General features: G+C 56.0%; 15 protein-coding genes, 1 tRNA gene and 1 pseudogene. 6 read left to right on the top strand and 11 right to left on the bottom strand.

Annotated features, from left to right (window positions below):
- The first annotated feature begins 2 nt into the window (after positions 1-2).
- Together GOV38_RS09700 and GOV38_RS09695 are read left to right on the top strand one after the other, a co-directional pair.
- Positions 3-1,001: an imelysin family protein gene (locus GOV38_RS09700; RefSeq protein WP_171210007.1), complete on the top strand. Its 999-nt coding sequence runs from the start codon at positions 3-5 to the stop codon at positions 999-1,001.
- 3 nt (positions 1,002-1,004) lie between these two features.
- Complete coding sequence (locus GOV38_RS09695) at positions 1,005-2,087, top strand: DUF1513 domain-containing protein (RefSeq protein ID WP_171210008.1); 1,083 nt, start codon at positions 1,005-1,007, stop codon at positions 2,085-2,087.
- Between the two features lie 6 nt (positions 2,088-2,093).
- Here GOV38_RS09695 and GOV38_RS09690 read toward each other — a convergent pair whose 3' ends face one another.
- The 7 genes from GOV38_RS09690 to GOV38_RS09660 form a co-directional block, all read right to left on the bottom strand.
- Positions 2,094-2,684 carry an HD domain-containing protein gene (locus GOV38_RS09690; protein WP_171210009.1) on the bottom strand — a complete coding sequence of 197 codons (591 nt, stop codon included), beginning with the start codon at positions 2,682-2,684 and terminating at the stop codon, positions 2,094-2,096.
- A gap of 93 nt (positions 2,685-2,777) precedes the next feature.
- Positions 2,778-3,914 (bottom strand): LPS export ABC transporter permease LptF, encoded by a 1,137-nt coding sequence (gene lptF, locus GOV38_RS09685; protein ID WP_171210010.1) that lies wholly within the window; start codon positions 3,912-3,914, stop codon positions 2,778-2,780.
- Positions 3,915-3,983: 69 nt separating this feature from the next.
- On the bottom strand, positions 3,984-5,396 hold the full coding sequence (locus GOV38_RS09680; protein WP_171210011.1) for an NAD(P)/FAD-dependent oxidoreductase: 1,413 nt from the start codon (positions 5,394-5,396) through the stop codon (positions 3,984-3,986).
- Between the two features lie 9 nt (positions 5,397-5,405).
- Positions 5,406-6,716, bottom strand: coding sequence for a radical SAM/SPASM domain-containing protein (locus GOV38_RS09675; protein ID WP_171210012.1), 1,311 nt, complete (start codon positions 6,714-6,716; stop codon positions 5,406-5,408).
- Positions 6,713-10,144 (bottom strand): ferritin-like domain-containing protein, encoded by a 3,432-nt coding sequence (locus tag GOV38_RS22290; RefSeq protein ID WP_254430637.1) that lies wholly within the window; start codon positions 10,142-10,144, stop codon positions 6,713-6,715. The genes GOV38_RS09675 and GOV38_RS22290 overlap by 4 nt, the downstream gene beginning before the upstream one ends.
- Positions 10,145-10,186: 42 nt before the next feature.
- Positions 10,187-11,746: an FAD-binding oxidoreductase gene (locus GOV38_RS09665; RefSeq protein WP_171210013.1), complete on the bottom strand. Its 1,560-nt coding sequence runs from the start codon at positions 11,744-11,746 to the stop codon at positions 10,187-10,189.
- 123 nt (positions 11,747-11,869) lie between these two features.
- On the bottom strand, positions 11,870-15,178 hold the full coding sequence (locus GOV38_RS09660; protein ID WP_171210014.1) for an adenylate/guanylate cyclase domain-containing protein: 3,309 nt from the start codon (positions 15,176-15,178) through the stop codon (positions 11,870-11,872).
- Between the two features lie 1,392 nt (positions 15,179-16,570).
- On the opposite strand from GOV38_RS09660, the gene GOV38_RS09650 reads away from it, so the two are divergent.
- The 3 genes from GOV38_RS09650 to GOV38_RS09640 are packed head-to-tail and all read left to right on the top strand — an operon-like array spanning position 16,571 to position 19,655.
- Positions 16,571-16,801, top strand: coding sequence for a hypothetical protein (locus tag GOV38_RS09650; protein ID WP_254430638.1), 231 nt, complete (start codon positions 16,571-16,573; stop codon positions 16,799-16,801).
- Entirely contained in the window at positions 16,801-18,198 is a 1,398-nt protein-coding gene (locus GOV38_RS09645) for a sulfotransferase (protein ID WP_171213002.1), read from the top strand. The genes GOV38_RS09650 and GOV38_RS09645 overlap by 1 nt, the downstream gene beginning before the upstream one ends.
- 59 nt (positions 18,199-18,257) lie before the next feature.
- The gene (locus GOV38_RS09640; protein WP_171210017.1) at positions 18,258-19,655 is read left to right on the top strand and encodes an arylsulfotransferase family protein; all 1,398 of its coding nucleotides are present in this window, start codon (positions 18,258-18,260) and stop codon (positions 19,653-19,655) included.
- Positions 19,656-20,049: 394 nt separating this feature from the next.
- Here the strand turns inward: GOV38_RS09640 and GOV38_RS09635 are convergent.
- Positions 20,050-20,125 (bottom strand) — tRNA-Trp (locus GOV38_RS09635).
- 131 nt (positions 20,126-20,256) lie between these two features.
- On the opposite strand from GOV38_RS09635, the gene GOV38_RS09630 reads away from it, so the two are divergent.
- Positions 20,257-20,964 (top strand): lysophospholipid acyltransferase family protein, encoded by a 708-nt coding sequence (locus GOV38_RS09630; protein ID WP_171210018.1) that lies wholly within the window; start codon positions 20,257-20,259, stop codon positions 20,962-20,964.
- A 22-nt stretch (positions 20,965-20,986) separates the two neighbouring features.
- Here GOV38_RS09630 and GOV38_RS09625 read toward each other — a convergent pair whose 3' ends face one another.
- The 3 genes and pseudogenes from GOV38_RS09625 to tuf all read right to left on the bottom strand — a co-directional run.
- Entirely contained in the window at positions 20,987-22,912 is a 1,926-nt protein-coding gene (locus GOV38_RS09625; protein ID WP_171210019.1) for a DUF3604 domain-containing protein, read from the bottom strand.
- A gap of 259 nt (positions 22,913-23,171) precedes the next feature.
- On the bottom strand, positions 23,172-23,876 hold the full coding sequence (locus tag GOV38_RS09620) for a hypothetical protein (protein ID WP_171210020.1): 705 nt from the start codon (positions 23,874-23,876) through the stop codon (positions 23,172-23,174).
- Positions 23,877-24,034: 158 nt separating this feature from the next.
- Positions 24,035-24,180, bottom strand: a pseudogene (gene tuf / locus GOV38_RS09615) (elongation factor Tu); the annotation flags it as partial.

The raw sequence follows: 24,180 nt of genomic DNA, 5'->3' as shown, positions 1-24,180 counted from the left end.
CCATGCGCCTTGCCACCCTGACCGCTTCGCTTTTGCTGCCCGCAACTCTTTTCGCACAGGATCTAGAACAGGTAACACGCACGCATATCCTGCCACGTTTCGCTCAGCTGGCTACGGCAAGTGATGCGTTGGCCGATACAGCCCGCGCGGAGTGTGATCCTCAAGCTCCCCAGCTGCGCCAAGCCTACCACGCGGCGTTTGATGCCTGGATATCGGCCAGTCACCTGCGCTTTGGCCCGTCCGAAGTTGAAGACCGCGCCTTCGCGTTGGCCTTCTGGCCCGACACCAAGGGTTTTACCGGCAAAGTCCTGTCGCAACTGATCGCCACTGCCGATCCGGTCATCCACACGCCCGAAGATTTTGCCGAAACCTCTGTCGCCGGACGGGGTTTCTTTGCGCTGGAACGGCTGCTTTATGATGAAGATTTGGCCGCGCAAGCTGAGGCCGATTACCGCTGCAGCCTGATCCGCGCCATATCCGTCGACATCGACCGAAACGCCGATGCCATCAACGCGGATTGGCAGAGCTATGCTTTGCTGCTGGAACAGCCCGGCGAAAACAGCCCCTATCGCAATACCGATGAGGCCACCCAAGAGATCTACAAAGCTCTGATCACCGGGCTGGAGTTTACCGGAAATACGCGTTTGGGCCGCCCATTGGGCAGCTTTGACCGCCCCCGCCCCAACCGGGCCGAGGCACGTCGGTCCGAGCGATCCGCGCGTCATGTTGTGCTGTCCCTGATCGCGCTGCGAGATCTCGCGGCGCATCTTGCATTGGATCATCCCGATGTGGCCACCCCGCTTGAGGCCGGTTTCGCGGATGCGATCGAGCGGGCACAGGCGTTGGATGACCCCGCCTTGGCCGGGGTCGCCGATCCTGCCGCACGGTTTCGGATCGAGGCGTTGCAACAGGCGGTTTTGGATATCCACGCCACAGCCTCAGGCGCGCTTGGCCCGAAACTGGGTATCAGCGCGGGGTTCAATTCTCTGGACGGAGACTAAGCCATGCCAACACGCCGCGCCTTTCTGACCGGTCTGGCAGCCGCCACTTTGGCGCCCACGCAAGGATGGTCGATGGTTGGCTCACCCGAATTTCTCGCCGCAGCGCTATTTCCTGACGACAGCTACCGCCTTGTTGGTCTGAACGGCGATGGCACGATCCTGTTTGCGCTGCCCCTTCCCGACCGCGGACACGCGGCGGCGGCCCATCCAACCAAGGCGCAGGCCATCGGTTTTGCGCGCCGTCCCGGAACCTTTGCCCTGGTGATCAACTGCGCCCGGGGCGTGATTGAAAAACATCTGCACGCACCGCAAGGGCGCCATTTCTATGGTCATGGCGTGTTTTCACAAGATGGCAGCAGGTTCTTCACAACCGAGAATGATTTCGACGCTGGAGAAGGCGTGATCAGCGTCTGGGATGCCGAAAGCTATGTGCGGCTTGCAGAGTTCCCCTCCGGGGGGATCGGACCGCATGACATGCTGCTGATACCCGATGGTCAGACACTGGTGGTCGCCAATGGCGGGATCGAAACCCATCCTGACAGCGGTCGGACAAAGCTGAACCTGCCCACGATGCGCCCCAATTTGACTTATCTGGATCTGAACGGCCAGATCCTGGAACAGGTTCACTTGGCACCGGAATTGCATAAGAACTCGATCCGGCATCTGGCGGTGCGACAGGACGGTCTGGTTGGTTTTGCGCTGCAATGGCAAGGCGATCAGGCAGCACATCCGCCACTTCTGGGGCTGCATGCCCGTGGACGCACAGCGCAGCTGATCAGCGCCCCGGATCACTTGCAACGCGACCTACAAGGTTACGCTGGCAGTATCGCCTTTAGCGCCAAGGGTGACATCGTTGCCATCACCTGCCCGCGCGACAACGCACTGCACCGTTTTGATGTGTCCACAGCCACCTTTCTGGATGCGTTTACGCTGGAAGATGTCTGCGGCCTGGGCACAGGTCCTCAGGGTCTGGTCTTTACCACCGGCACTGGCGCTTTTGGAACGCTGTCCGCTCAGCCTGAATTAAGCGCACAAGCTAATTGCCAATGGGACAACCACTTGATCCCGATCCGAGCCAATGGATAACGCAGGTCAATCCGCCGCGGTTTCGTTCAGCTCCATATGGCCTTCGCCCTTGTTCAGGACGCGGCGCAGCATCGGCTCAAAGAACTCCAGAGGTTTGGTCGGGTAATCCGGGTCAAACGCCTTCTGATCATATTCGTGGCAAAAATACCGGCAGTCTTCCCAATACGGGCTGTCGCGGTACTTGTCGCGGGCGTTCCTGTCGCCGCCCAGATGGTGGTTATAGTAATAGCCCTGAAACACGCAGTGATATTTGAGGATCCAATAGGTCTTTTCGCTGACATAGGGCTTCATCATCGCAGCCGACAATTCGCCATGATTATAGGGAGACAGGATGTCACCGGTGTCATGGATCAGCGCGGCAACCACCAGCTCTTCCTCGGCCCCGTCTTCATAAGCGCGCGTAGCGGCCTGCAAACTGTGCTGATAGCGGTTTACCGGATACGGCGTCCACTCTTCGTCGAGCGACCGGATCGCGTCGAGTATGCGGTCGGGCAAGGCGGCGTTATAGGTCTCTTCATAGGCCATGACCGCATCCCAATCGGCTTTGGTCGCCTGTTCAAAACTGGTCCAGGTGGGTTTGCGGTTTTTGTCCAGCATCCTGCAGTCCTCGGTTGTGGGCTGGAATTTACGCTAGACCAATGCGCGCTGTTGGAAAAACAAAATGAACGTGCCGGCCCAAAAAATTGCAGCCTAACCGGTGGTCGGCACCGGTTCCGGGCGTGTGCGAGATCGCAATAGGGGCCGACCCGCAATAAACAGGAACAGGCTTGAGATCATGATGCCCAGACCCGCAGGGGTATAAAGCAGAGCCCAGGTAGCGGGATCTTTGACCACAATTGGCGCAACAAATCCACGGATCCCTTCAAGGAACACCAGCAGCGTGAAGGCCGCAAATATCTGTGGCCACAGGCCAAAGCGCGAGAAACTGCCCAGCATCAATGTCGCATGCCCGACCAGTGCGACAGCGATGCAAATTGCAATCCACGAGAAGCGCTGATGCAGTTCCTCCACGATCTCACCTCGGGTATGGCCCTCGGCTGCGGCCACATCCGCCTGATGATACAAAAGCTCGCGCGTGGGAATTGCTTCGAGGCTTCGCTGCTCAAGATCCGCTTGATTGGTCAACTCGGAAATGTCGTAGGATGCATCTTCGAACAAAGTCGATGACAGGGTCCTGCCGTCGCGCGTGTACCTGAGCGCGACGCCTTCCAGCATAACCAGATTGATGCCATCCCCATCATTGACCAGATAGGCGGTTTTGCTGGAATAACTCGTGGGGTTTTGACGGTCACGACGGTCCGAGACAAAGACCTCGTGCAATGTACCATCCAGATCAACCCGTCCGATATACACGGTCACACCTGGCGCGGGGTGCAGAAACTCACCTTCGTTCAGCAATTGTGCCGTGACATCGCCAGCAACCTCGGCTTGGCGCCGCTCAAGCTGGTCGACAGAAGCTGGGCGCAGAAACACGCTGATGACCGCCATCATCAACCCGGTGAATACCCCAAACAGCAAGACAGCCCGCGCCAAGCGCCAGGGGCTGGAGCCGGTGGCCAGCATGACCGTCAACTCGCTTTCGCGGCTGAGCCGGTTGGTCGTGTAGACAGCAGCAGCAAAGACCGACATTGGCATTACCGTTCGGATCAATGTCGGCAAGGTAAGCGCGGTGAATTCCAGAAACACGATAGCCGATTGCCCACCGCTGATTACGCGATCAAACAGGCTGACCGATCGGGTAATCCAAAAGACGCCCACAAGCACCAAGGTGAAAAAGCCGAAAATCACCAGCAATTGCCGCAGGAAATACCCATCAAATCGCGACATGTGACCTCTTTCCGGCTGGTGGTATCGTGGCGCGACATTAGGGGATTTGCAGACCCGAGGAAACCGCGATTAATCCGCCACAACCAATATGCGATAGGTCCAGAGCCAATGCACCACACGCTCGGCCAGATCGGGCGGCAGGGTCTTACGGAACCGCCCACGAAGGTCGTCCGCACCGGTCGGATTCTGACAGGAAGCGATCAGAGGTGGCAGGGCGATGCCGTCCAGATTGGCAACGGGTCGTGGCAGATTTGGGTGGCTTAGAACTTGCCCGGGCTCGATCAGGGTTTCGGTTTGAACCCCCGCCTCATGCAGATGCGCCTTGGTCGACAAAATCAGTTTGGCCTGTGTCGGAACGGGTGCGGTTTCCAGTTCGATTGCCCCTGTTTGCAGCCATTCGGGTGCTTGGGACCGGTTCTGCCAGAACGGATCGGATGAGATTTGCAACTGACGCGCATAGTATTCCGCAGCCAACTGTGCGTGCACCTGCACCCGCTCTTGCTGACGGTCCGCGTAGAAATCCAGCGCCTGCGCCGCGTGATCGGGGCGCGTTAGCACGGTATTCACAACTGCCGCCGCCTGAAGCGCCTGCCCCATCGCCAGTTGCACCCCTTGCGAAGACAGCGGATCGACACAAAAACTGGCCTCACCCACGCGCAGAAAATCTGCTGTGGGCGGCGTCATTTCAATCTGACTGGTCGCGTCGGCTTGGCGAACCGGACCCATCCGGCGCTGTTCAAGGCAGGGGGACAACAGGGGCGACTGCGCCAAGAGGTTCAGATACAGATCGCGGCGGTCCGCCGGTGTAAGACCCGTGCAACGCGCCGGATCGACAAAGACCATCGCGTTGACCAACCCGTTGGGCAGCAACGCCGCCCAAACCCAATGCGCTTCGCCCGCCTCGACCCGAGCTTGCGCCCCAAACCCTGGTGGGGCCTGCCAATAGGCGTATAGCGCCAACAAAGGTGGCGCGCATTGCCGATACCGCCGTCCAAACCCGGCCTGGCGCCCTGCTGCGTCGATCAAAACATTTGCCCGTAACTGACGCGGGCCCTGTTCGGATCGCAAAGGAATACACCACCCATCGGCACTATGGTCTGGTCGATAGGCGCGCGTTTGGGTCAGCACCTGCGCACCTTCGCGTTGAGCCGCGTCCAACAGGATCGCGTCGAACGGACCACGATCTACTAGAAGCCCCGGTTGCCCTGCTGTCGGGCCGCGACGTTCGAACTGACCACCCCAATGCAACACCGACCCAGTGGCGCGCAGAAAGCCCGCTGCTTCGACTTCAGGGGCAACGCCCAGCAGATTCAGGATAGGCCAAACAGATGCAGGCAGAGACTCACCGATATGCGGGCGCGGCACGGCCTGCCGCTCGACCAAGCAGACCTTTCGCCCAAACTGCGCCAGCCGCGTGGCCAGAGCGGCCCCGGCAGGTCCGCCGCCTATGATGCAAATTTCGGTCTCGATATCGCTGGACATGCCTGTCCGTCAGGCCTGCACAGCTTGCGGTGGCAAACCAAAATAGTCCGGGCGCGCCTCGGACAACCTCACATAAGCCCCCAGGCAATAGTCCAGCCAGCCACGGATATAGTCACAGGCGGGCCGCCCCCGGTGAATAACCTCGTGATGACATCCGCCGCCACACAAGTACCGGGCCCAACATGTGTTGCAAGGCGATTGCGTGTGGACATGGCGATCTTTCAACCAGCCGTCCCGACGCAAATCAGGCCCATCATAAACGCTGCCCATCGCGCCGGCATCATCTTCGACAAAGCGATGGCAGGCAAACAAACCGCCATCCGCAGACACCCCGAAATACCCCGCTCCGGCCCCGCAGGCATAGGGGCGGTGCGTTCCACGATGAATTTCCTGCATCGCTGCCGACATGTTTGAAAACGGATAACGGTGGCCTGCCAGCACGGCCTCTTCAAAGGCCTGACCGCAGGCGATCATCTGATCCAGCATCTCTTGCAGGTGATCCTGATCCAACTCGTGCTGCCCATTCGGAGAGGCCAGCATCGGCGAAAAGCCAATCGAGTGGAATCCCATTTTGACGAAATGATCCAACGTCGCGGGCAGGTTCATGTTTTGCGGCGTAACGGTCACCCGGGCACCGACCTGCATCCGGTTCTGTGCGGCCAACAAGGGTTCAACCCGTTTCAGGATCATGTCGAAACTGCCCCGCCCGCCCCGTTGCGGCCGCAACTTGTCATGGGTCGCGCCGACGCCATCCAGGCTGATCGTCACTGCAAACCCATGCTGTTCAAAGAAAGCCGCATCCTCGGCCCGCAGCAAGGTGCCGTTGGTGGTGATCGAAAACCCCACGCGCAATCCGTTCGCCTGTGCCTGCTCGACCGCATACTCTGTGGCCCGCTGGATCAGGGGTCGATTGATCAAAGGCTCGCCGCCCAGAAAAGCCAGGTTGATTTTCACACCCGGCTCGGCTTCGGCCACCAGCCTGTCGACCGAAGCCTTGGCGACCTCCCATTCCATATTGCGCGCAGGCGCTCCAAAATCGCCGCCGGAGGCATAGCAATAGGTGCAGGCCAGATTGCATTTCTGCGCTACCGCCAGAGACAGCGACCGTACCGGCATATCCTGAGGCGGTGCGTCGTCGATCATAGGCACCCCGTCCAGGCCCATCGACGCCAGGAAAGCCGCCTGACCGTCAGCCTTCAGCGTCGCAAAACGCTCTGCCGTCCCAGCAGGCACGTCAAACACACGCGAGCCATCGACGGCCAGCATATGATGGCCATGGCCCGTTTCTAAGAAATGCACCTGCGCCCAGGGCGGGGTCACTTTTTCTCCTCCGGCCAGAAAGGGATCCCGATGCCTTTGGCCGCCAGTTCCTCGCCCTTGACACGCAAGGTTTTCATCGTCTCGCGCACCTGATCGATATGCTCTTGCGACGCTTCATACTGTTTCTGGGATTCCAAAAGATACGCCTCATGCAGACCCTTTTTGAGCTGCTCGAACAGTTCAAGCGCGGCTTTGGCATTGGTCTTGTTACCCGGTTCGACAGGGCGCAGATAAGCCGGTGACTGTCCTTCGATATCGTATTGCGCCAACACCTCTTTCATCTGTTTGAAGCGCAGGAAGTGTTCGTCGCCATCGGTGTCAATCCGCACAGCCAGCGCATAAAGCCTGCGGTCAACGGTTTTGTCCTGCTCAAGCGTGGCCACACATTGCGCATAGGCCCGGTCGATATACCCTCCGGGACGTTCGATTTCGATGAAATCATCAATTGCTTCAGGTGTCAGCGGGCGCAGCGCGCGGTGATGTTCCAGAACCCGTTGCGCGCCAAAGCGTAGCGTTTTGGCCGGTGTCAAAACGGGTTTGTACGCCTCGCCCTCAAGCTCCCACAACAATTGGTTCGCCCAGCGCATATGCGTCATCTCACCAATCGCGACCTCGACCAAAGACCGACGGGCAAAGATCAGATCGTCTTTCAATGTAGGCCAGCGTTTGTGATCCACGGTCTCAGGGTCGGCCAGCGAGAAATAAGCATAGAGATACTGAAGACTCAGCGTCATCTCCATCGGAGCAAGACGTGTCTTCAGATCATCCACCATTTCCTTGATCGAGCCATAGGGTTCGACATCGTGCAATTCCGGGTCGACCCCATAGGTTTCGCCGGTTTCGCGTCCTTCAACCACGATGGGCAGCTCGCTCCACATCCGGTTCACTTGATAATGGTCGATCTGATAGGGACGGTTCTGTTCCACCGTGTTCAGCGCCGCCACGTTCCCGGACGGAGATTTGTCCGAGCGCAGCCAATCCAGATAGGTTTCGGCCGCAAGCGGGTTATCTGACTGCCCCGTCGGCAGAGCCGCGTCATGGTCTACCTCGGCCATAACCACATCAGGGTGGTTTGACGGCCAATAGTGACAGCCACAATCCCGGAAATCATGAGACCACGGGTTGCACAGGCTTTGTGTCAGCTCGCCAGGGTCATAGGCGTCGCTGAAAACACCGTCTTCTGTTCGGTATTGCCGGCGATAGCCGTGCAGCACAACCGGTTCGGTATCCACGACGCCTTCGTGGTTGCGCCGCTCCAGCGCGATGGTCACCGGCTTATCGTCACCGCATTCCAGGCTGCGAATAAAGCGCCAGATTTTCAGCCCATCATAGGGCGTTCCGTCTTCTTCCTTGAAGGTGATCTTCTTGCCGTTCTGTTCGACCCAGGACAGGAACCACCGGCCTCGGCTGAGTTTGGTCCCGACAGCGCCGCTATAGTCGGTCAGCAGCTTTTGCACCCATGCCTCGGGGCTGTTGTCGGGCAGCATCGGATCATAGAAATAGTCAACAAAGACCAGATGAAAGCCTTCTGAATGCTTGGGCGCTTCGGGGAACGGATCCAAAGGCACGCGCACCGCGTTGAAAACCAGACCCGGAAAGAACCGGCGATCCAGATCCCGGACATCCATTTCAAGCCCCGGAAAACAGTTGCCGACCGATCCATCAAGGCGTGTGTTATCCGGGTTGCCCGGGACTTTGAACGCCGCACGCGCGGTCAGGTTGCGGGGTTTGAGATGGCTCGGGTCCGGCGCTTTTGGCGCGGGGGGCGCTTCGGGCGCGTGTTCAACCAGATAGTCGATGAATGAGAGGATCAGGTGATACTGCCGCCGCGACAGAGACAGCGGGAAATAGTTGGAATCCCGCATATAGGGCGGCATCCGGGCGTCGTGCATCATGTCGCGCACGATCCGGGGATCGCGGAAGCTCGGGTTCGGCGTCTGATCAGGGCTTGGATCAGTTTCCAGCTCGGACAGGATACCAAAGGGCGGGCGCAGCAGGTTTTTGACAAAATCCGGTCGACGCCGCAGGAAATCCAGCAGATTTTCTTCGTCAATCAGCTGTTCATGTACAAATTTCGTTGCCACCGTATAGGGCAGCCTTTCGTTGGGAACCGAGTTTGAGAAGACCGAGACCGGTTGCGGGCGGATCAGGTCCGGTATCTTGTCCGGCGGCATCTGATCTTCTTCGGTCATCGAGGCCGCATCGGTGGACGGCATTTCCGGGAAATCGGGCATTTTAGTTTGGGCTTGCAGCGTTGCGTTGTCCTTAAGCCCCTGCGCCCGGATGTCGTCCAGATTGACCAAGCTGTTGGTCTCAAACGCGCGGCGGAAGATGTCGACCACCTCGTCCTTGGCCTCGACATAGTTGTCTTTGGTCACGGACATCAAAGACAAATCACGATCCAGCAAATCGTCTTCGATGCTATAGAACGGGCGTGCGTCGGGTGCGAAATCTGGGGGGCCGGTAAAGATGCGGGCCCGCGCGGTCAGGCGTTCCCCGCGCACGTTCAGCGTGGCTTCGATCGTGCCGTCGCTGGTGTCGTCGGCCACACCCCAGGATTGGTTATTGCCCACCCGCGCACCATCATAGCTGTCATGCGGTTCGGGGTCGTCTGACATGCCGGACATCATGATCCAGCGTGACCACGGTGTATCGGGGTTCAGGATGCGATTCTGTTCGGGAACGATCTCATGAATGCGACCATATTCCGACTTTGGCGGATCGTTCTGATAGGCCGGTACCGCCAGCGTAGCCGGGCCAAAAGCCGCGTCAGGTGGGCCATAAACCTCGCCCTTGGGTGGGGTAAAGCGCAGGCGCAGAATGCTGCGGTCAACCGGTTGACCTTCGACCGGCTCATCCTGCCCGCGCACCGGGTGCATGGCACGGATGGTGCCCAGAGGAATCGGGCTGTGCTCATATACCATCGGCTGTTGTTCCGAGGTGTGCGGGCTGAAGGCCAAAAGCGGCTTGGGCGAAAAATCCTGACCCGCAATCTCGACCCGAGCGCGGAAACCGCAGGCCGCGTCGCCCGTACGACGTTCGGCCTTTTGGTTGCCGACAGTGACCGAGTAGCGGACGTTTTGCAAAGACAGCCCCTGCCCGTCCAACAGATCAAGCGTAACCGGCGTTTCATAATCTTCACCGGTTTCAGCATCATGCATCTTGGCCCAGAGCTCAAAGAACGGCGCGACGGGACGCAAGGCCCCGCCTTCGTCGCGGAACCGTATGGTTTTAGGGTCGGGCAAATAAGCGCGCACGCTGCCGTCCTCGACCTCTCGCAACGTCACGTTCGAGCGGATGACCGTTTTGTTATTACCATGGGCGTCCATGTCCTGCTGCCACTCATAGCTTTCAAGCGGCGTCTCACCAGGCCCAAGCCGGGCCACGGCCATCGGTGGAAGAAAGAAGATTTCCTGGATCGTATCCATGCTGGTTGCTTCCCTGTTTTTCGGCCGCAGCCACCCTGCTGATCAGGGCTTTGAATAGAATTGGTAGGTGATCGTCTTATCGCTGAAGAACGACTTGGACGTATCCCGAATGATGTCGCGCGGGGCGTCTTTCGGTACGGGCGAAATACTCTGCTGATAGTGAAAGAAATTATGCGGATCGAATTTGTTTTTCACAAAGAGCAACGAGTTGAAGTTATCGCCCCAATAGAGCCAGCGGTAATTCAATTGCGAACGACGCGGATAGTTCTGATAACACCGGTCGATAAAGAACCCCTGTTCTGTCATCAGGTTCATGAACCCATCCAGCCACGGAACTACGGTTTCCTTTTCCTCTTGCGACAGCCAGAACACATCGACGTAGAAGTTCAGTGACACGTTGCGGTGGATAAAGGCGTTGCCCTTTTTGCCCACCGGCACCTTGTTGATCGCCCCGCCATAGGGCTCAATCGCTACCGCGCCATATTCATTGGGCGTGCTGTCCAGATAATCGACCACCATCTGCCATTCGCTTTGGCTGAGCTGGCGTTCGATATAACCACCCTGCTTATCTTCACGCGCCTGATCAGGCACCACCGGGATGTCGTATTTCTCGTCGTAAAGCCACGAGTTGATTTGCTGGTAGGTGCCGGATTTGTCGTTTTCGAGATGCCCTCCAATCGGCTTGTCCAAAAGCGGTTGGATCAGCTTCATGCCTTCTTTCTTGGGCCCGTGATACATCCCCGAAACCAACAGGACCTTTTCCTTGCCCTGATAGGCGATGAAAATATAAGCGCCGAATTTGTCGCTTAACCCGTCTTTCATGTAATGGGCTTGCAGGTACTCCAGCGCCTTGGCAGCTTTCTTGAGCGGCCATTTGATGTGGAAACCCCACACTTTGTAGAGCTTTTGCAGCTTGTACCGCACCTCAAGCAGAACGCCGAAATTGTTGCCGGTGCCGCCGCGGATCGCCCAAAATAGATCAGGGTTCGTGTCTGCGTCAGCGATGACAATGCTGCCATCCCACAGCATCACGGTGACGCCCAGAACGTTGTCGCAGGCCATACCGAACATGCGCGAGGTAAAACCATACCCGCCGCCCATCATGAAGCCCGCAACGCACACATCCTGACAGGCTCCACCCGGGACATGCAGGTGATAGGAATTCAAAACCGAGTTCAGCTTTCTGAACGGTGTGCCGGGCCCGACATAGGCCATGGGCACGTCTGGATCGACCGTGACGTAATCCAGCTTGCTGGTGTCCAGCACCATGGCGTTGTTCACCGAATAGCCCGCAGTGCTGTGTCGACCCGAGCGGCTGACAACCCAAAGGCTGTGCTTGCGCGCGAAGGCCAGGCTGGCGCGAACATCTTGGATCGTTTCGCAATAGACGATGATTTCAGGGTAATCCTGAAACGCCGGATTCCAGACCTGGCGATCATTGTTATAGTTCGGATCCGTCGGCAGTACGACCGAGCCGATCAGGCTTTGCTCGAACGCGCGTATCTGCTTGGGGGTGATTGGATGAAACCGCTGCAACAAAAGGTCTGTGCGGCTTTGAATAAGGCTGTCTTTGGCCAGAAGGGATTTGCTGAGCTTGCGCATTGGCGCTCCTTGAAACGTGCAGGATCACAGCGCGAAACCACCAGATTTCGCACGCATATTTTAGATTTTAGGTATCAACCCCAATCTGCCCGCAGACAAGCTGGCAGCAATTGACCCCATCGGTCAAGTCATCGTTGCAAACAAAGCGCGCGCGTTTTTCAGATCGTGCAAAGAAGTATCCGGATCGAACCGTTCCAAAACCTGCTCCAACGCCTTGCCGACAGGTTTTCCACTGATCTGGCGCGCTTTTACCAGATCGACCGCCGCACGCAATTCGTATAAGTGTGCGCCTTGCTTTTGGGCGATCTCAATGGCCCTTAGCAGCAAAGGTTCGGGATCCTGACCCGTTTCCGAGGCCAGCTGTGCCTGAATGCGCAATTGGTCTGCCATACCCCATTTTTCATCTGACTGTGCCAGAGCATGATCAGCCTGCAACAAGGCCGCATGGGCGGCGTCATGTGCTCCAATCTGTGTGTGGGCTTCGGCAATTATCGATGGGAAAAAGCTTTTGTAATTACCCGCGCCGGCCGACCACCAATCCCGGGCTGCTTGCTCCAGCTGCGCTACGGTTTCTGGGCTGGGATGGGTGAGCGCATCGCTCCACGCGGCCCAAAACCGCGCGACGGTTGCCATAAACACCAATGAATGCTCTTCGGTCAATGCACGCAGAGGCTGCAACGCTTCCTGAAACGCCGGGATATCTCTGATCAGCAGGTGGGATTTGCAAATGTAGACCAGAACCTGAGCGATGCTGTGGGCATGGTTCAACTCTTTGACCCAGCTAAGAGCCTTGTTTTGCACATCGCGCGCCGCGTCGGGACGCCCCATAAGGCAATAACACATACCCAGGAAACCTGCGGTTATCGCCGCATGGTCGGTTCCATAGACGTAAGCCAGCTTGCCATGTTGTTCAAAATCATAAAGCTCGAAAGCCCGTTCAAGATGGCGACACGCCTCGTTCAAATTCCCCAGATGCAACTGCACAGCCCCCATGGCCCGATGGCCAACCATGCAGTGTTCAGTCTGCTTGGTCTCAGCGGCCAACTCAAGGATCTGTGCCGCAACGACCTCGGCCTTCCGGTACTCGGCGCGCACAAGATGAAAGGCGTAAAGGCCATTCAGAACCGGGAACAAACGCTCAGTCTCTTCCACGCGGTTGCACAGATCGCGCAGACGGCCATAGGCGTCGCCCGTCGCATCACCTGCAATACCTTCGGTCGACCGCAACACCCCCGCGCGCAACACCTGCAAGTCGATCTCTTGCACATCCCGATCCCTGCTCTTGGGAAGTGTCGCAAGCTGTTCCAAACCGGTCGACAGATGTGCCAACGCCTCTGCCAACGCCGAACGTTCGATGGCCCGCCTCCCCGCAATCTGCCAATGTTGCACCGCATCGGTCTTGCGATTGGCCAGGCTGAAGTGCTGAGCCAGAACCTCTGGCTGGGTCTGAACCATTTGCGGGCGAAGCTCGATCAGCGCCTCTGCTGCGCGGTCATGCAACATCTGACGTTCGGTGCGCAGCAGGCTGTCATAAGCCATGTCGCGGATCAGCGCGTGACGAAATATGAACTCGTCCTCGTCACCCTCTGGCACCTGCATAACGATTCCGGCCGAGGCCAGCTGCGCCAGCCCCGCCTGCAGCACCGACGGTGACAGGATCGAAACCGATGTCAGCAAAGCGATCGAGAACTGACGCCCAAAAACAGCGCCGGTCTGCGCCACCTCTTTCGCGGTTCCAAGGCGATCAAGCCGCTCCATGAGCGAATCCTTGAGCGTGCTGGGAACCGAAAGCGATGGCAAGGGGCCGCGCAGCGCATAGCCCTGATCCGTCAAGCGCAACTGACCCGATTCCAAAAGGCCGCGTGTGACTTCTTGAACATAAAGCGGAATGCCATCCGTTTTCGCGGCGATCAGATCGCACACTGCATCGGGAACCGATGTTCCACCCGCCACATCCGTTACGATATCCGCCACATCGCGATTGGTCAGACGTTTGAGCGGTATATGAAGCGTGTTGTGGTGATGTCCCCAACCTGGATCGAATCCGGGCCGCGCCGTGACAACGATGAGAACAGGCAAATCCCGGATACGCTCGATCACCCGGTCGGTCAGCGACAGTGTCGTAGGGTCGACCCAATGCGCGTCTTCGAACAGCAGTAGAACAGGCCTTTCATGCGCCATCGTTACGAGTTGCTCGACAACAGCCTCAAGCGTCATTTCAAGCTTGGCCTGTGGCGGCAGGTCCAGTGGCCCCAAAATGTCGTCCGCATCTACGCTTAGCAAATCCGCGATCAGGCGCAGATGCTCAGGCGACTGATTGCGCAGAAGCTGCGACAGCTTTTCAAGCTTTTCCGCATCGCTGTCCGCAGTCGTAAACCCTGCCGCCCGTTCAAGATGCTGAATAATGGGGTAAAGGGCACTGTTTGCGTGAAACGGTGAACACTGGAAGTTTAGCCGCAGAACTTCCTTATCCTTTATCTGCTGGCCCAACCCTTCGATCAGGCGCGATTTGCCGATCCCCGCCTCGCCCGAGATCAGGACCGACTGACCAGCCCTTTCCCTGGCTTGCTCCCATCTCGACAGCAACTTTCGAAACTCTGTCTGCCGCCCAACCAACCTGCTTGCGCCTGCTTCAGATGTGACGTCGAAACGCCGCTCCAATTTGGCCTGACCAATGACGGACCAGGTCTGAACCGTCTCTGAAAACCCTTTGAGAGCAAAGCTGCCCAGGTCTTGAAGCTCGAACGCATTCCCAATCAGTCGACGGGTCGACGGGCTGATGACCAGCGTATTGGGTTCAGCCAGTGTTTGCAGCCGTGCCGCCAGGTTCGGAGTGCGCCCCATGACCACATCATGTTCCCGCAGACCTTCGCCATGAATGGTGCCAACCACAACCAACCCGGTCGAAATACCGATGCGGGCCCGATACGGGGTCTCACCCTCGATGCGGCCCAGCCCCTCCAGAATCTCGAGACCCGCATGAACAGCGCGCGACGCCGCATCTTCCAGCGCGTGGGGATAGCCGAAATAGATCATCGCCCCATCACCCATGAAACTGGCCACATGACCACCAAAACGAGCCACCGAGGTCGTACAAGTCTCTTTGAACCTGCGCAGAAGCTCGCCCAGATCTTCGGGGTCCAACTGTTCGGATAAGGCGGTCGACCCGACCAGATCAACAAACATCACGGTCAACTGACGGCGTTCCGCGACGATTTTGCCACTGCCTTGCACCGGTGCTGCTGGCATAGCAAAGCCCGAATGTCCCAACGCAGCCATCAAGCGGCGCCGCGGGCCCAGCGGCAGCCCCATATCGATCAGATCGTGCTCGGACAGATAGGTCAGATCGGAAAGCTCAATCTCATTGGACGCAAAGACCGGAGCAAATTTGCCCAGCCCATTGTCGTTCAGAAATGAGATGATGTCTGTCATTTCTCCCCAAGTCCCCTTTGACGCCGATCGCAGATCGACCGATCGGGTTTTCCGCAAGCTTTGTGCCTTATCAGAAAACCACGCGCCATAGTCTGTTGTCCAAACAGACTTTTTACTCTTTACCTGCACGTCAAGCAAAATACCATCTGCGCTGCATCACGGTTTCTTGCGTAGAAGGAACAATTTCATTGAAATGGCAAGGGCAGCAGGGTTCGAACCCGTGACCTACGGTTTTGGAGTTCGTGGGCTCTAAAATCTACAAATACAAGTTCATATCTAAGCTTATGTATTTACAAGTTTTGCATAACTCAAGATGTAAAGACGTATCCTTGGCTATCGCTCAAAATTGAATCTTCGTCTGATTGAAAGTAAGGCCGCTGACGTTAGTCCAAGGATAATGGCCATGAGCTCTGCGATGCAACTGCACGAAGCCTTGTATTGCGCGTCAACAAGCGGGTCTTGAAAGTGCGCGAGGTTGTGATTCTGCGCAGCAAGCCCCTTGTAATCGACAACGAGACGGAGATGACATCTTACGACGTCCTTTGATGGTGCTAGGATACCGGCATCAGCCGGCATTCTATCACATGTGCTATGCCCGTACGGAACGCTTCCGTCGAGTGCTTGAATGGCAGGCTCCGCGACGAACACCGCAACGAATGCATGTTCAACGATCTGGCCGAGGCCCATCGAAACATGGAGGGTCGATTACAACACCAACTGACCAAACGCGTAGTTGGTAGGCAGACACCGCGCGAGTTCTCCTGAAGCCTTAGTTCCATTCGCCCGACTTGGTTTGAACTCGGCAATGGCTCCGCTAAGCCAGGGTTGATCGCACTCCAGTCGACAGAAAGAAATAGTAATAGATTCTAGAGTTGCGCGGCCCGGACCCCAGAGCAACGTCAACACTCTCTTATCAAATCGACCCAACCTACCAGATTGTTGCCGATTTCGGACAAATGAATTCTTCTTGGACAACTGAGATTATTGGAGAAGGGGTACAAAGCCTTGAAACGAGCCAGCGCTTGCTCCCAAGTTTACCGGACTACCTTCGAACACTCATTCACCTTTCTATCGGACAACATTCTGAAGATGCCGTTTCTTTGTCACCCACTACCCTATTATGCCAGAAAACCGACTAATAGTTGCGTTGCAGCGCATGACGCACCGAACTCCTAAGCGTCGTTTGGCCCATTCAATCGGCTTTGAAGCGTGCACATCACTCGTTAGAAGGTAGCAAAAACTGACGAAGAAGCCCTTGCTTTTAAGGTATGCAGTTGAGCAGCCTCAGCGCTGTTGACGGTGCCGGATAGCCAATCGGTCGCTTCTTTCGCGTAGTATTTGTCCCAATATTCATGTAATAAATGAGACTATGTTTTTTTGTTGGGTGCGAGAATGTTAAGTTTAAAAGTTATGGCGATTGCCTCCCTAGCAATCGTTTTTCCACAAGCGGCATTTGCTTATATTGGACCGGGACTGGGCGCTGGGGCGTTGGGCGTTGTCCTGGGAGTCATCGGTTCAGTTTTATTGGCGCTTTTTGCTATTCTCTATTACCCTGTCAAACGCATGCTCAAGAGACGACGCGCCAAAGCTAGCGCAGACGGGGAAACTGAAAAGTCGTCCTGATGGATTTGATAGTCCTGGGGATATGCGGTTTGGTCGTCGCCGAATTGCTCATGCGACTACCTCTGGTTGCTTCGGTGCGCACTATCACGGCGACGGCTGGCAAGGCCGTACAAACAGTGTCGTGCAAGTCAATTTCCGACCACTGGAAAGAGCGTGTGCTGCCGATCTATGCCCTGCGCATGGGACTGACGTCGATAAAAGCGTTCGCATGGCTGCTTCTTGCCTTTTCTCCGTTCTTGCTGCTGGATCTGGTGTGGCCTGGGGAGGCCGAAAACGGAATGATGGCTCGGTTGCTGGATTGGCGGGTGATGCTGGGCCTGACAGTCCTGTGCGGTGGCTACGCAAGCTTGCGGGCGCGGGCCTCGCGTTATTCTGATGCAGCCGCCGGTGTCAACTCTGACTATTCAGCGCTCGATCGCTTCTTACACAAGATGGTTCTGGGCGTTCCGTTTGTCTCTGAGATGGTACATGATATCGAACGAGGCGCGTTTCTTAAATCTGCTCCGGATATTTCCGGTCAACCCCATGTTTTTATCGCAGGGCTGGCGCGGGCAGGTACGACGGTTCTGTTGCGTGATCTTCATCTGACGGGGCAGTTCGGAACGCTCACTTATTCCGACATGCCTTTCGTTCTAGCCCCTAATCTATGGTCGCGATTGCGGGGCCAATCTGATCCTGGAGCGTTACGCGAACGGGCACATGGGGACGGTATCCAGGTAAATGCGGAAAGCCCCGAGGCCTTTGACGAAGTGTATTGGCGTGTTCAGGATGGCGAGGCCTATATCAGGCCCGACCGATTATTGCTCCATACGCCCAGTAGCGATGTTGTATCAGGCTTTACTGACTATATGGCCCTGATCTTGAAGCGGCGAGGCAAAACACGGTATCTGTCCAAAAACAACAATAATATTCTGCGGCTCGAGACTCTGACGCTCGCCTATCCGGCCGCGCATTTTTTGGTTCCGATCAGGGACCCCCTGCAACATGCCAACAGTCTGTTGCGCCAACACAGACGCTTTGCAGATTGTGATGCGTTCACTGCTGATTACATGGACTGGCTGGGCCATCACGAATTCGGGCGCACCCATCGGCCATTTGTATTTGATACGCCGCCGGACGGAGATCCGAATACGATGGATTACTGGTTGCAGGTCTGGATCGACGCGTACCGCCATATCTCTAGAATCAGTGCGGAAAATCTCACCGTGGTCGAAATTGAGAAATTGGCAACTGATCCTTCGGTTCAGCGTAAACTGGCCAAGAAATTGGATCTGCCTATGCTCGACATGACCGAAATGCGACCGATCCCACGAAAAGAAGTGGAACCTGTCGACCAGGACCTTGTTGCCGAAGCGATGCGCATCTTCAACGCGTTGCGCTCCGTTGACGGGTTCTGACATTGGAAACACCTAAATGAAGAATGAATTAATCGCATCAAAGCTTTAAGGAAACGCAAGTGGAGAAATTACTGTTCAAGAAAGTAGAGCTCTGGGTGTTGGGGCTCTTCATTATCGCCGGCTGCGTCGGGACCGTCATATTTGGTGCAATCGTCCTTGATGAAGAGCGTGGAAACGAAGAATTGGGCGGTGATCATTTTGGCGCGGTTGGTGACATTGCCTTGGCGGTCGCTGAAATTCCTGAAAACGCGCGGCAGTTACTGAAGACTTTAGGCAAAAGCGACTCCACCATGATCGCCTGGCTCGCACAGCGATCTGATCAGCAAGGCGGCTGGTCGTGGCAAAAAGACCCTGGCACAGATGGATTGGACGGTTTTCTGCTGTTAAGTCGATACGATGGTGATCAATCGAGACACGTCATCGAACTGGTATCGTTGAAAACGGGAGAGGTGGTTCATAGCTGGCGGCCAGACCCGGAAGCCTTGCTGTCTAATGTCACCCGAAAGGCAGAGTTTGAAGGTACGGCGCAGTACGAGCTTTGGAACAACGCATATTTCCGCTTCATCCACCCGTATCTGAACGCAAATGGCGAGCTTTTATTGAAAGACCACCAATCGCCGCTTTTTCTGATATCGGCCTGCGGGGATCTGAAGTGGTTCGAGGACATACATCTGTTCCACCATTCCACGGAACCAGATGGCGAAGGGGGATACTGGATTCCAAGTTACATCCTTGAAGATCAAGAAAACTTGTCCCGTGAGTTCACAAATGATGCATTGGCCAGAGTGTCTGCAGACGGCGAAGTGGTGTTTCTGCAGTCAATGATCGACATTTTCGACAACAATGGCCTGCGCCACCTGATGTTTCCGGCAGCTCATTTTTACAAAGATCCAATTCATTTGAATGATATCGAACCAGCCATGTTCGATGGACCATATTGGCGCAAGGGTGATTTGTTCCTGAGCTTTCGCAGCCCGTCATTGGTTGCGCTTTACCGCCCATCGACCGGTCAAATCGTGTGGTCTAAATCTGGACCCTGGCAATCTCAGCATGACGTGGACATCCTTGATGAAAGCCGGATCGCGATTTTCAACAACAATGCCTATGACAGCGGTCTGGGTGCCCGCATCGATGGCGTAAGCGAGACCGTAGTCTACGACTTTGCGACCGACACAGTGAGTTTTCCCTATCGTGATGTCATGGAAACTGTGAACTCCGGAACGATTTCGGAGGGCTTACAAGATTTCACGCCATCAGGGCATTTGGTGTTTGAAGAGGAAAACCGAGGCCGATTGTTCGTGATTGATGCAAGTGGTGATATCGTTGCGCTGTTTTTGAATAAGGCGCAAAACGGTTACACCTATCGAATGGGCTGGTCACGATATATGACGCAATCGCATGGTGAGGCGGCCCTGAAAGCCATTACTGACAGTGGCTGTCTAACTCCCGAAGGCTAGCCTGATCTGAATCGTACAGTTCGACCGTTGCTACATGACTGGTCTCTAACCAATCGCGACAAGGGTTTGGGTTGCCGGTAGACGGTAAGCCATTGAGTTCGACAGCCTCATGATGTTGACCCTGCCCATCGAAATCAGGCCACAGCTTTTTCTATCGTCGCCGGATCAATTCAGTGGTTGCTTGCTACCATGACCGTAACAATGCAAAGGATCAGGATTTTCTGCCACTCCCACCTCATTGTCGGTTAGTGGAAGTGAAGCAGGACTTGTAACCCGATCCAATGCTGCATGCTAACCAGCGTGATAGTTCCACCCTCATCAGGCGCTTTTTGCAGAAAACGCTTCCTGATTCTTGCACCCAATCGCGCGATATCATCAATAGCAGTGATTTTTTTGGCAGGGGCAGCAGGGTTCGAACCCGCGACCTACGGTTTTGGAGACCGTCGCTCTACCAACTGAGCTATACCCCTGTGGTGCGCCCTCAGATATGCCAGCGGCGCAGCGGACTCAAGAGCCTTTTTCACATTCTATCAAAGACAAACGGTTTGCACTTGGCCCCGTGTGTATTATGAGCGGCTTTGCCTGACGTAAGGAGCCCGTTTTGAACCTGCGCAAGAAGATCGCCGATAGTGAAGCCGTCCTGAACTGGGTCGCACGGCGTATTGCGTGGTATATCCGGCTGGTCCATCGCAACACACACTGGCAACGCATCGGCTATGAAGAGCTGGATCAGTTGGCCGCGCAGGGGGAACCTGTGATCGTTGTGCTTTGGCACCAACGGCTGGCACAGTCGCCCTATTTCTTTCCGCTGGACAAGGGGCGCATTTGCTCGATCACTTCGGCCGCGCGCGCCGGTAGCATGGTTGGTCGTGTGCAAGAGCTTTTCGGCATGGATACGATCGCCATGTCCAGCCACAAGCGCCACGTCGCGCTGTCGCGCGAAGTTTTGGGAAAGATGAAACAGGGGATCTCCATCGGGATTGCCGCCGACGGACCGCGCGGACCTGAACGGATTGCTTCGACCGTGCCTCTGATCTGGGCGCGCACCTCAGGTAAACGGGTGTTCGGTATTACCTATTCCGCGCGCCATGGCCGCGAAGCGGGCACATGGGACCATCTTTTGATGCCTCGTCCTTGGAAGAACGAAGGCGTATTCCTTTGTCGCGAATGGACAGAAACGGTTCCACGTAAAGCGACCGAAGAGCAGATCGAGGCCCTGCGTCTGAGCCTTGAGCAGCATATGAACGATATTACGGCTGAGGCCGACAGGATGGTAGACCGCCAACCCTGGAGCGGCGGGGCCTCGTAGACACAAGACCGCCACCCAAGGATCACTCTGAGTCTGGAGTGTACCAGATGGGCGAGGAATACGCTCTTTCTTGATGGGTCAGTTGCGCCTCGGGAGGCAACTCAATACCAAACCGCAGCTTGTCGTAAACCACCCAGCGCGGTGTTGGTATTTCGAGCACCCGCACATAGTAGAATGCCCGTTCTGAAGGATCGAAGTCAGGATCGCTCCACACAGTAACGAACTCGGACGCGCCGATACTGTTGGTCCAGCTTGCGCTCTCAATGTCCACCGTATTGCCAACCTCGGGAATTTTTCCGTTACCATCAGGCTCGCGACCGTCAGACCATGCGACGTCATAGACCTTTTCCTGCAGAGTTCCGTCAGCGTCCAACCAGCCCTTCACCACTTGAACGCGGTCGAGGTTTGCCCCAATTGGATCGCGCAGCGCCGCTATCAGGAAATTGGGCGCGCCATCGCCCTCCCGCTTGCGCAAATCGCTGCCCATTGGAACGCCTTTGACATATCCAACATCAGCGACGGCCCGCGTTTGCAGGTCATTTTCGTCAAAGTCCCAGCCACCAAAGAAACGCAACCATATCCTCGGGCCGGTCGTGGCATAGGTCTCGCGGCGCTTGAACGCGTCGAAAATGGCTGATCGGGTATTGTCGGTAGCCCAGACAGCGGTGTAGCCGGAAGCAACCAGAGTGTGCCCTTCAAAGGCGCCAAGATCGCTGCTTACGAATGGATGCAGGACACGGGTTGCTGACGGCTCTGCACTGACACTCTTGCCGAAATAATTGTCTTCTTCTGCAGTTGCCAAAGACGTATGGCTGTCCGTTGCGCCCCCCATGCCGAATTTATAAGGGTTTACACCAAATTTCTCTTCCAGCATCAAACCGCGCTTAAGCGCCTCGCGAGCGTATTCACCCGCCAGCATCTGATCTGTTTTCAGCTCGGTGATGTCCAGGTTGCCAACGTCCCAGTTTTCGTAATCTGCAAATTCGTCATCAGGGCTCAGGAATGGATGCGCCTCACCATCGCCCTTGATTTGGGTAACCTCGTAATGCGGCTCCCACTTTGCCCGGTTCAACACATAATCTTCGTCGACTTTGCCACCGTGATAGGTGTCTTCCGTTGGAAACATCCAGCCGTTCGAGAGGTTGCCGTTATGGGCAAAAGCGATTGCGCGACCACCGGTTTCCTCTTGGTAACGCGCGAGCCACGCATAGAGGCTTTTCGGATCTGTATCTCCAAAAGGAGGTTGAGTGACGGGCGGTACAAATTTCAACGCACGGATCGGTCCATCGCGCAACATCACGTTGCGATGCAGGTTGAAGCCCTTGGGCACCGAAGTCCATTCAAATCCTATGAATGCGGTGAAACGGCCAGGTTCGTTGTGACGTTCCGCCGCCATCACGATATGTTCCCACGTGAACGCAAAAGCATCCGCACCGGGGCTGTAGGAATTCAGCAGAATTTCGGGCAAGGTTCCCTGGGAAAAATTGCCGATGATGTCAAAGGCCGCCCGCCCAGCGGCGTCGCCTCCAGCCTTGTAGCCTTCATACCATTCAAGCCCTTTGGGATCAGACAACACACCCGGCTTGCCCGCCTGAAGATCCGGAGCAAACCCCATAAGGTCGGTGTGATCGGTCAAAACCATCCAATCCAGGGGCCGCGCCAGCCGGACCGGTTGCCCTGTCGAGGATATCACCTGTTCCCCTTTGGCAAAGCGCCAGGCTTCGTCAGGAAGCAAAGTGTTCCCAAAAGCACCAGCATCCAGCGACAACCCGGTATGAAGATGCGTATCCCCCCACAGCGGTCGTTCTGGAATCGTCCGGTTCGCATAAGGAGAAAACGGTTTTTCAGGAAAGGTCCCTTCCGCAGCCTCTGGGCTGGGCACGCCATCTGCAGATGCAGACAAAGCAAAGACAAGACTCAACGCGGATGAGACGAGTAACCGGATCATGTGTTCCTCCCAATAACAGACAGCTTTTTTGGCCTGCAGCTTTTCTAGGAACCTCAATATTCGCTTCGTTTATATTTTTTGTTTTGAATATAATGAGATATCTTTTCGATTCTGCCAAGTCCAGGGTTCACCTGAACCATTGGCCTTTGAGGGCAGACGTCGAGCCGAGAGATAACGTGCTTGCGCGGCGGCAGTGGGGACAGGCAAAAGGGGAGGCGAAAATCCTAGGCCTTTAGGGCTCTCCACAGATGCATTTTTCCTAGATAAGCCTCAAGCTGGGTTCCATCCGATTTGCAGGAAATCCCGTATTGCTTTCAACAATCGATGTCATGCATTTCCAAACATCGGCGTCACTCCATCTACCACCTAGCGAAACTAGCTTTCCAAAATTGGTCTCAACTGCCTTATTGCAAAGATCTTCGAAACTTCCTTCAAATTGCCAGACCCAACCGTCGGAATTCGCTGCAAAACGCCAAAGGGTATGCGTTAGGCCAAAAATTAGAATGACTGCCAGAACGGCATTGAACCCGGAAAACAAAAACAGTGCCACGGTCCAGGAAACAAATTGCAGGGAAGCTAATGCAACCACCCAGGCACTAGGCCGCGTTAAAAAATCTAACTTCAAATCGCTCACGCTTTCGAGCTGTTTTTGGAACTCCTTGGGAGTTAGATCTATTGGGGCTGCGAAAAAGGTCTTTGGGGGAGTCTTACCAGTTTCGCGTATAGCACGGTTCAATCTGTAGTAGGCCATCGCCCCAAGACACTTAGTCTGCATATCGCGATCAACCGTTAGTTTGGAACATATAAGTCTTTTTACATCTCCGAGATTCAGGAGGCTCTCTGCATCTTGCTCAGAGAAAGTAATCTGAAAGGCGGCTTCAAAGTCTCCGAGTAAGTCTATTTCATCCCCGTCGCCGACAAGTCCAACGGGCTTTGGCTGCCAACTCTTTGACTTCAAAAACATTATCAATTCCGCCGAAATCTAGGCTTTCTCAAGCGATTAGCAGGATAAGAGTGACACAAAAAGTGCTTATTCTCAACACTGTAAGAAAAGGCCGCCCCGATTTGGGGCGGCCTTCATTAGTTCAACGGTGCGTCGGGCTGAAGCCCGGCCTACCGTGATTACTCGATGATTTTCGACACGACGCCGGCGCCGACGGTGCGGCCGCCTTCGCGGATTGCGAAGCGGAGGCCGTTTTCCATCGCGATGGGTGCGATCAGCTCAACGCCGAACGACACGTTGTCGCCGGGCATGACCATCTCGGTGC

The organism is Ruegeria sp. HKCCA5839, from assembly GCF_013035585.1.
Classification (GTDB): domain Bacteria; phylum Pseudomonadota; class Alphaproteobacteria; order Rhodobacterales; family Rhodobacteraceae; genus Ruegeria.
This window is presented reverse-complemented; position numbering and strand designations above follow the sequence as displayed.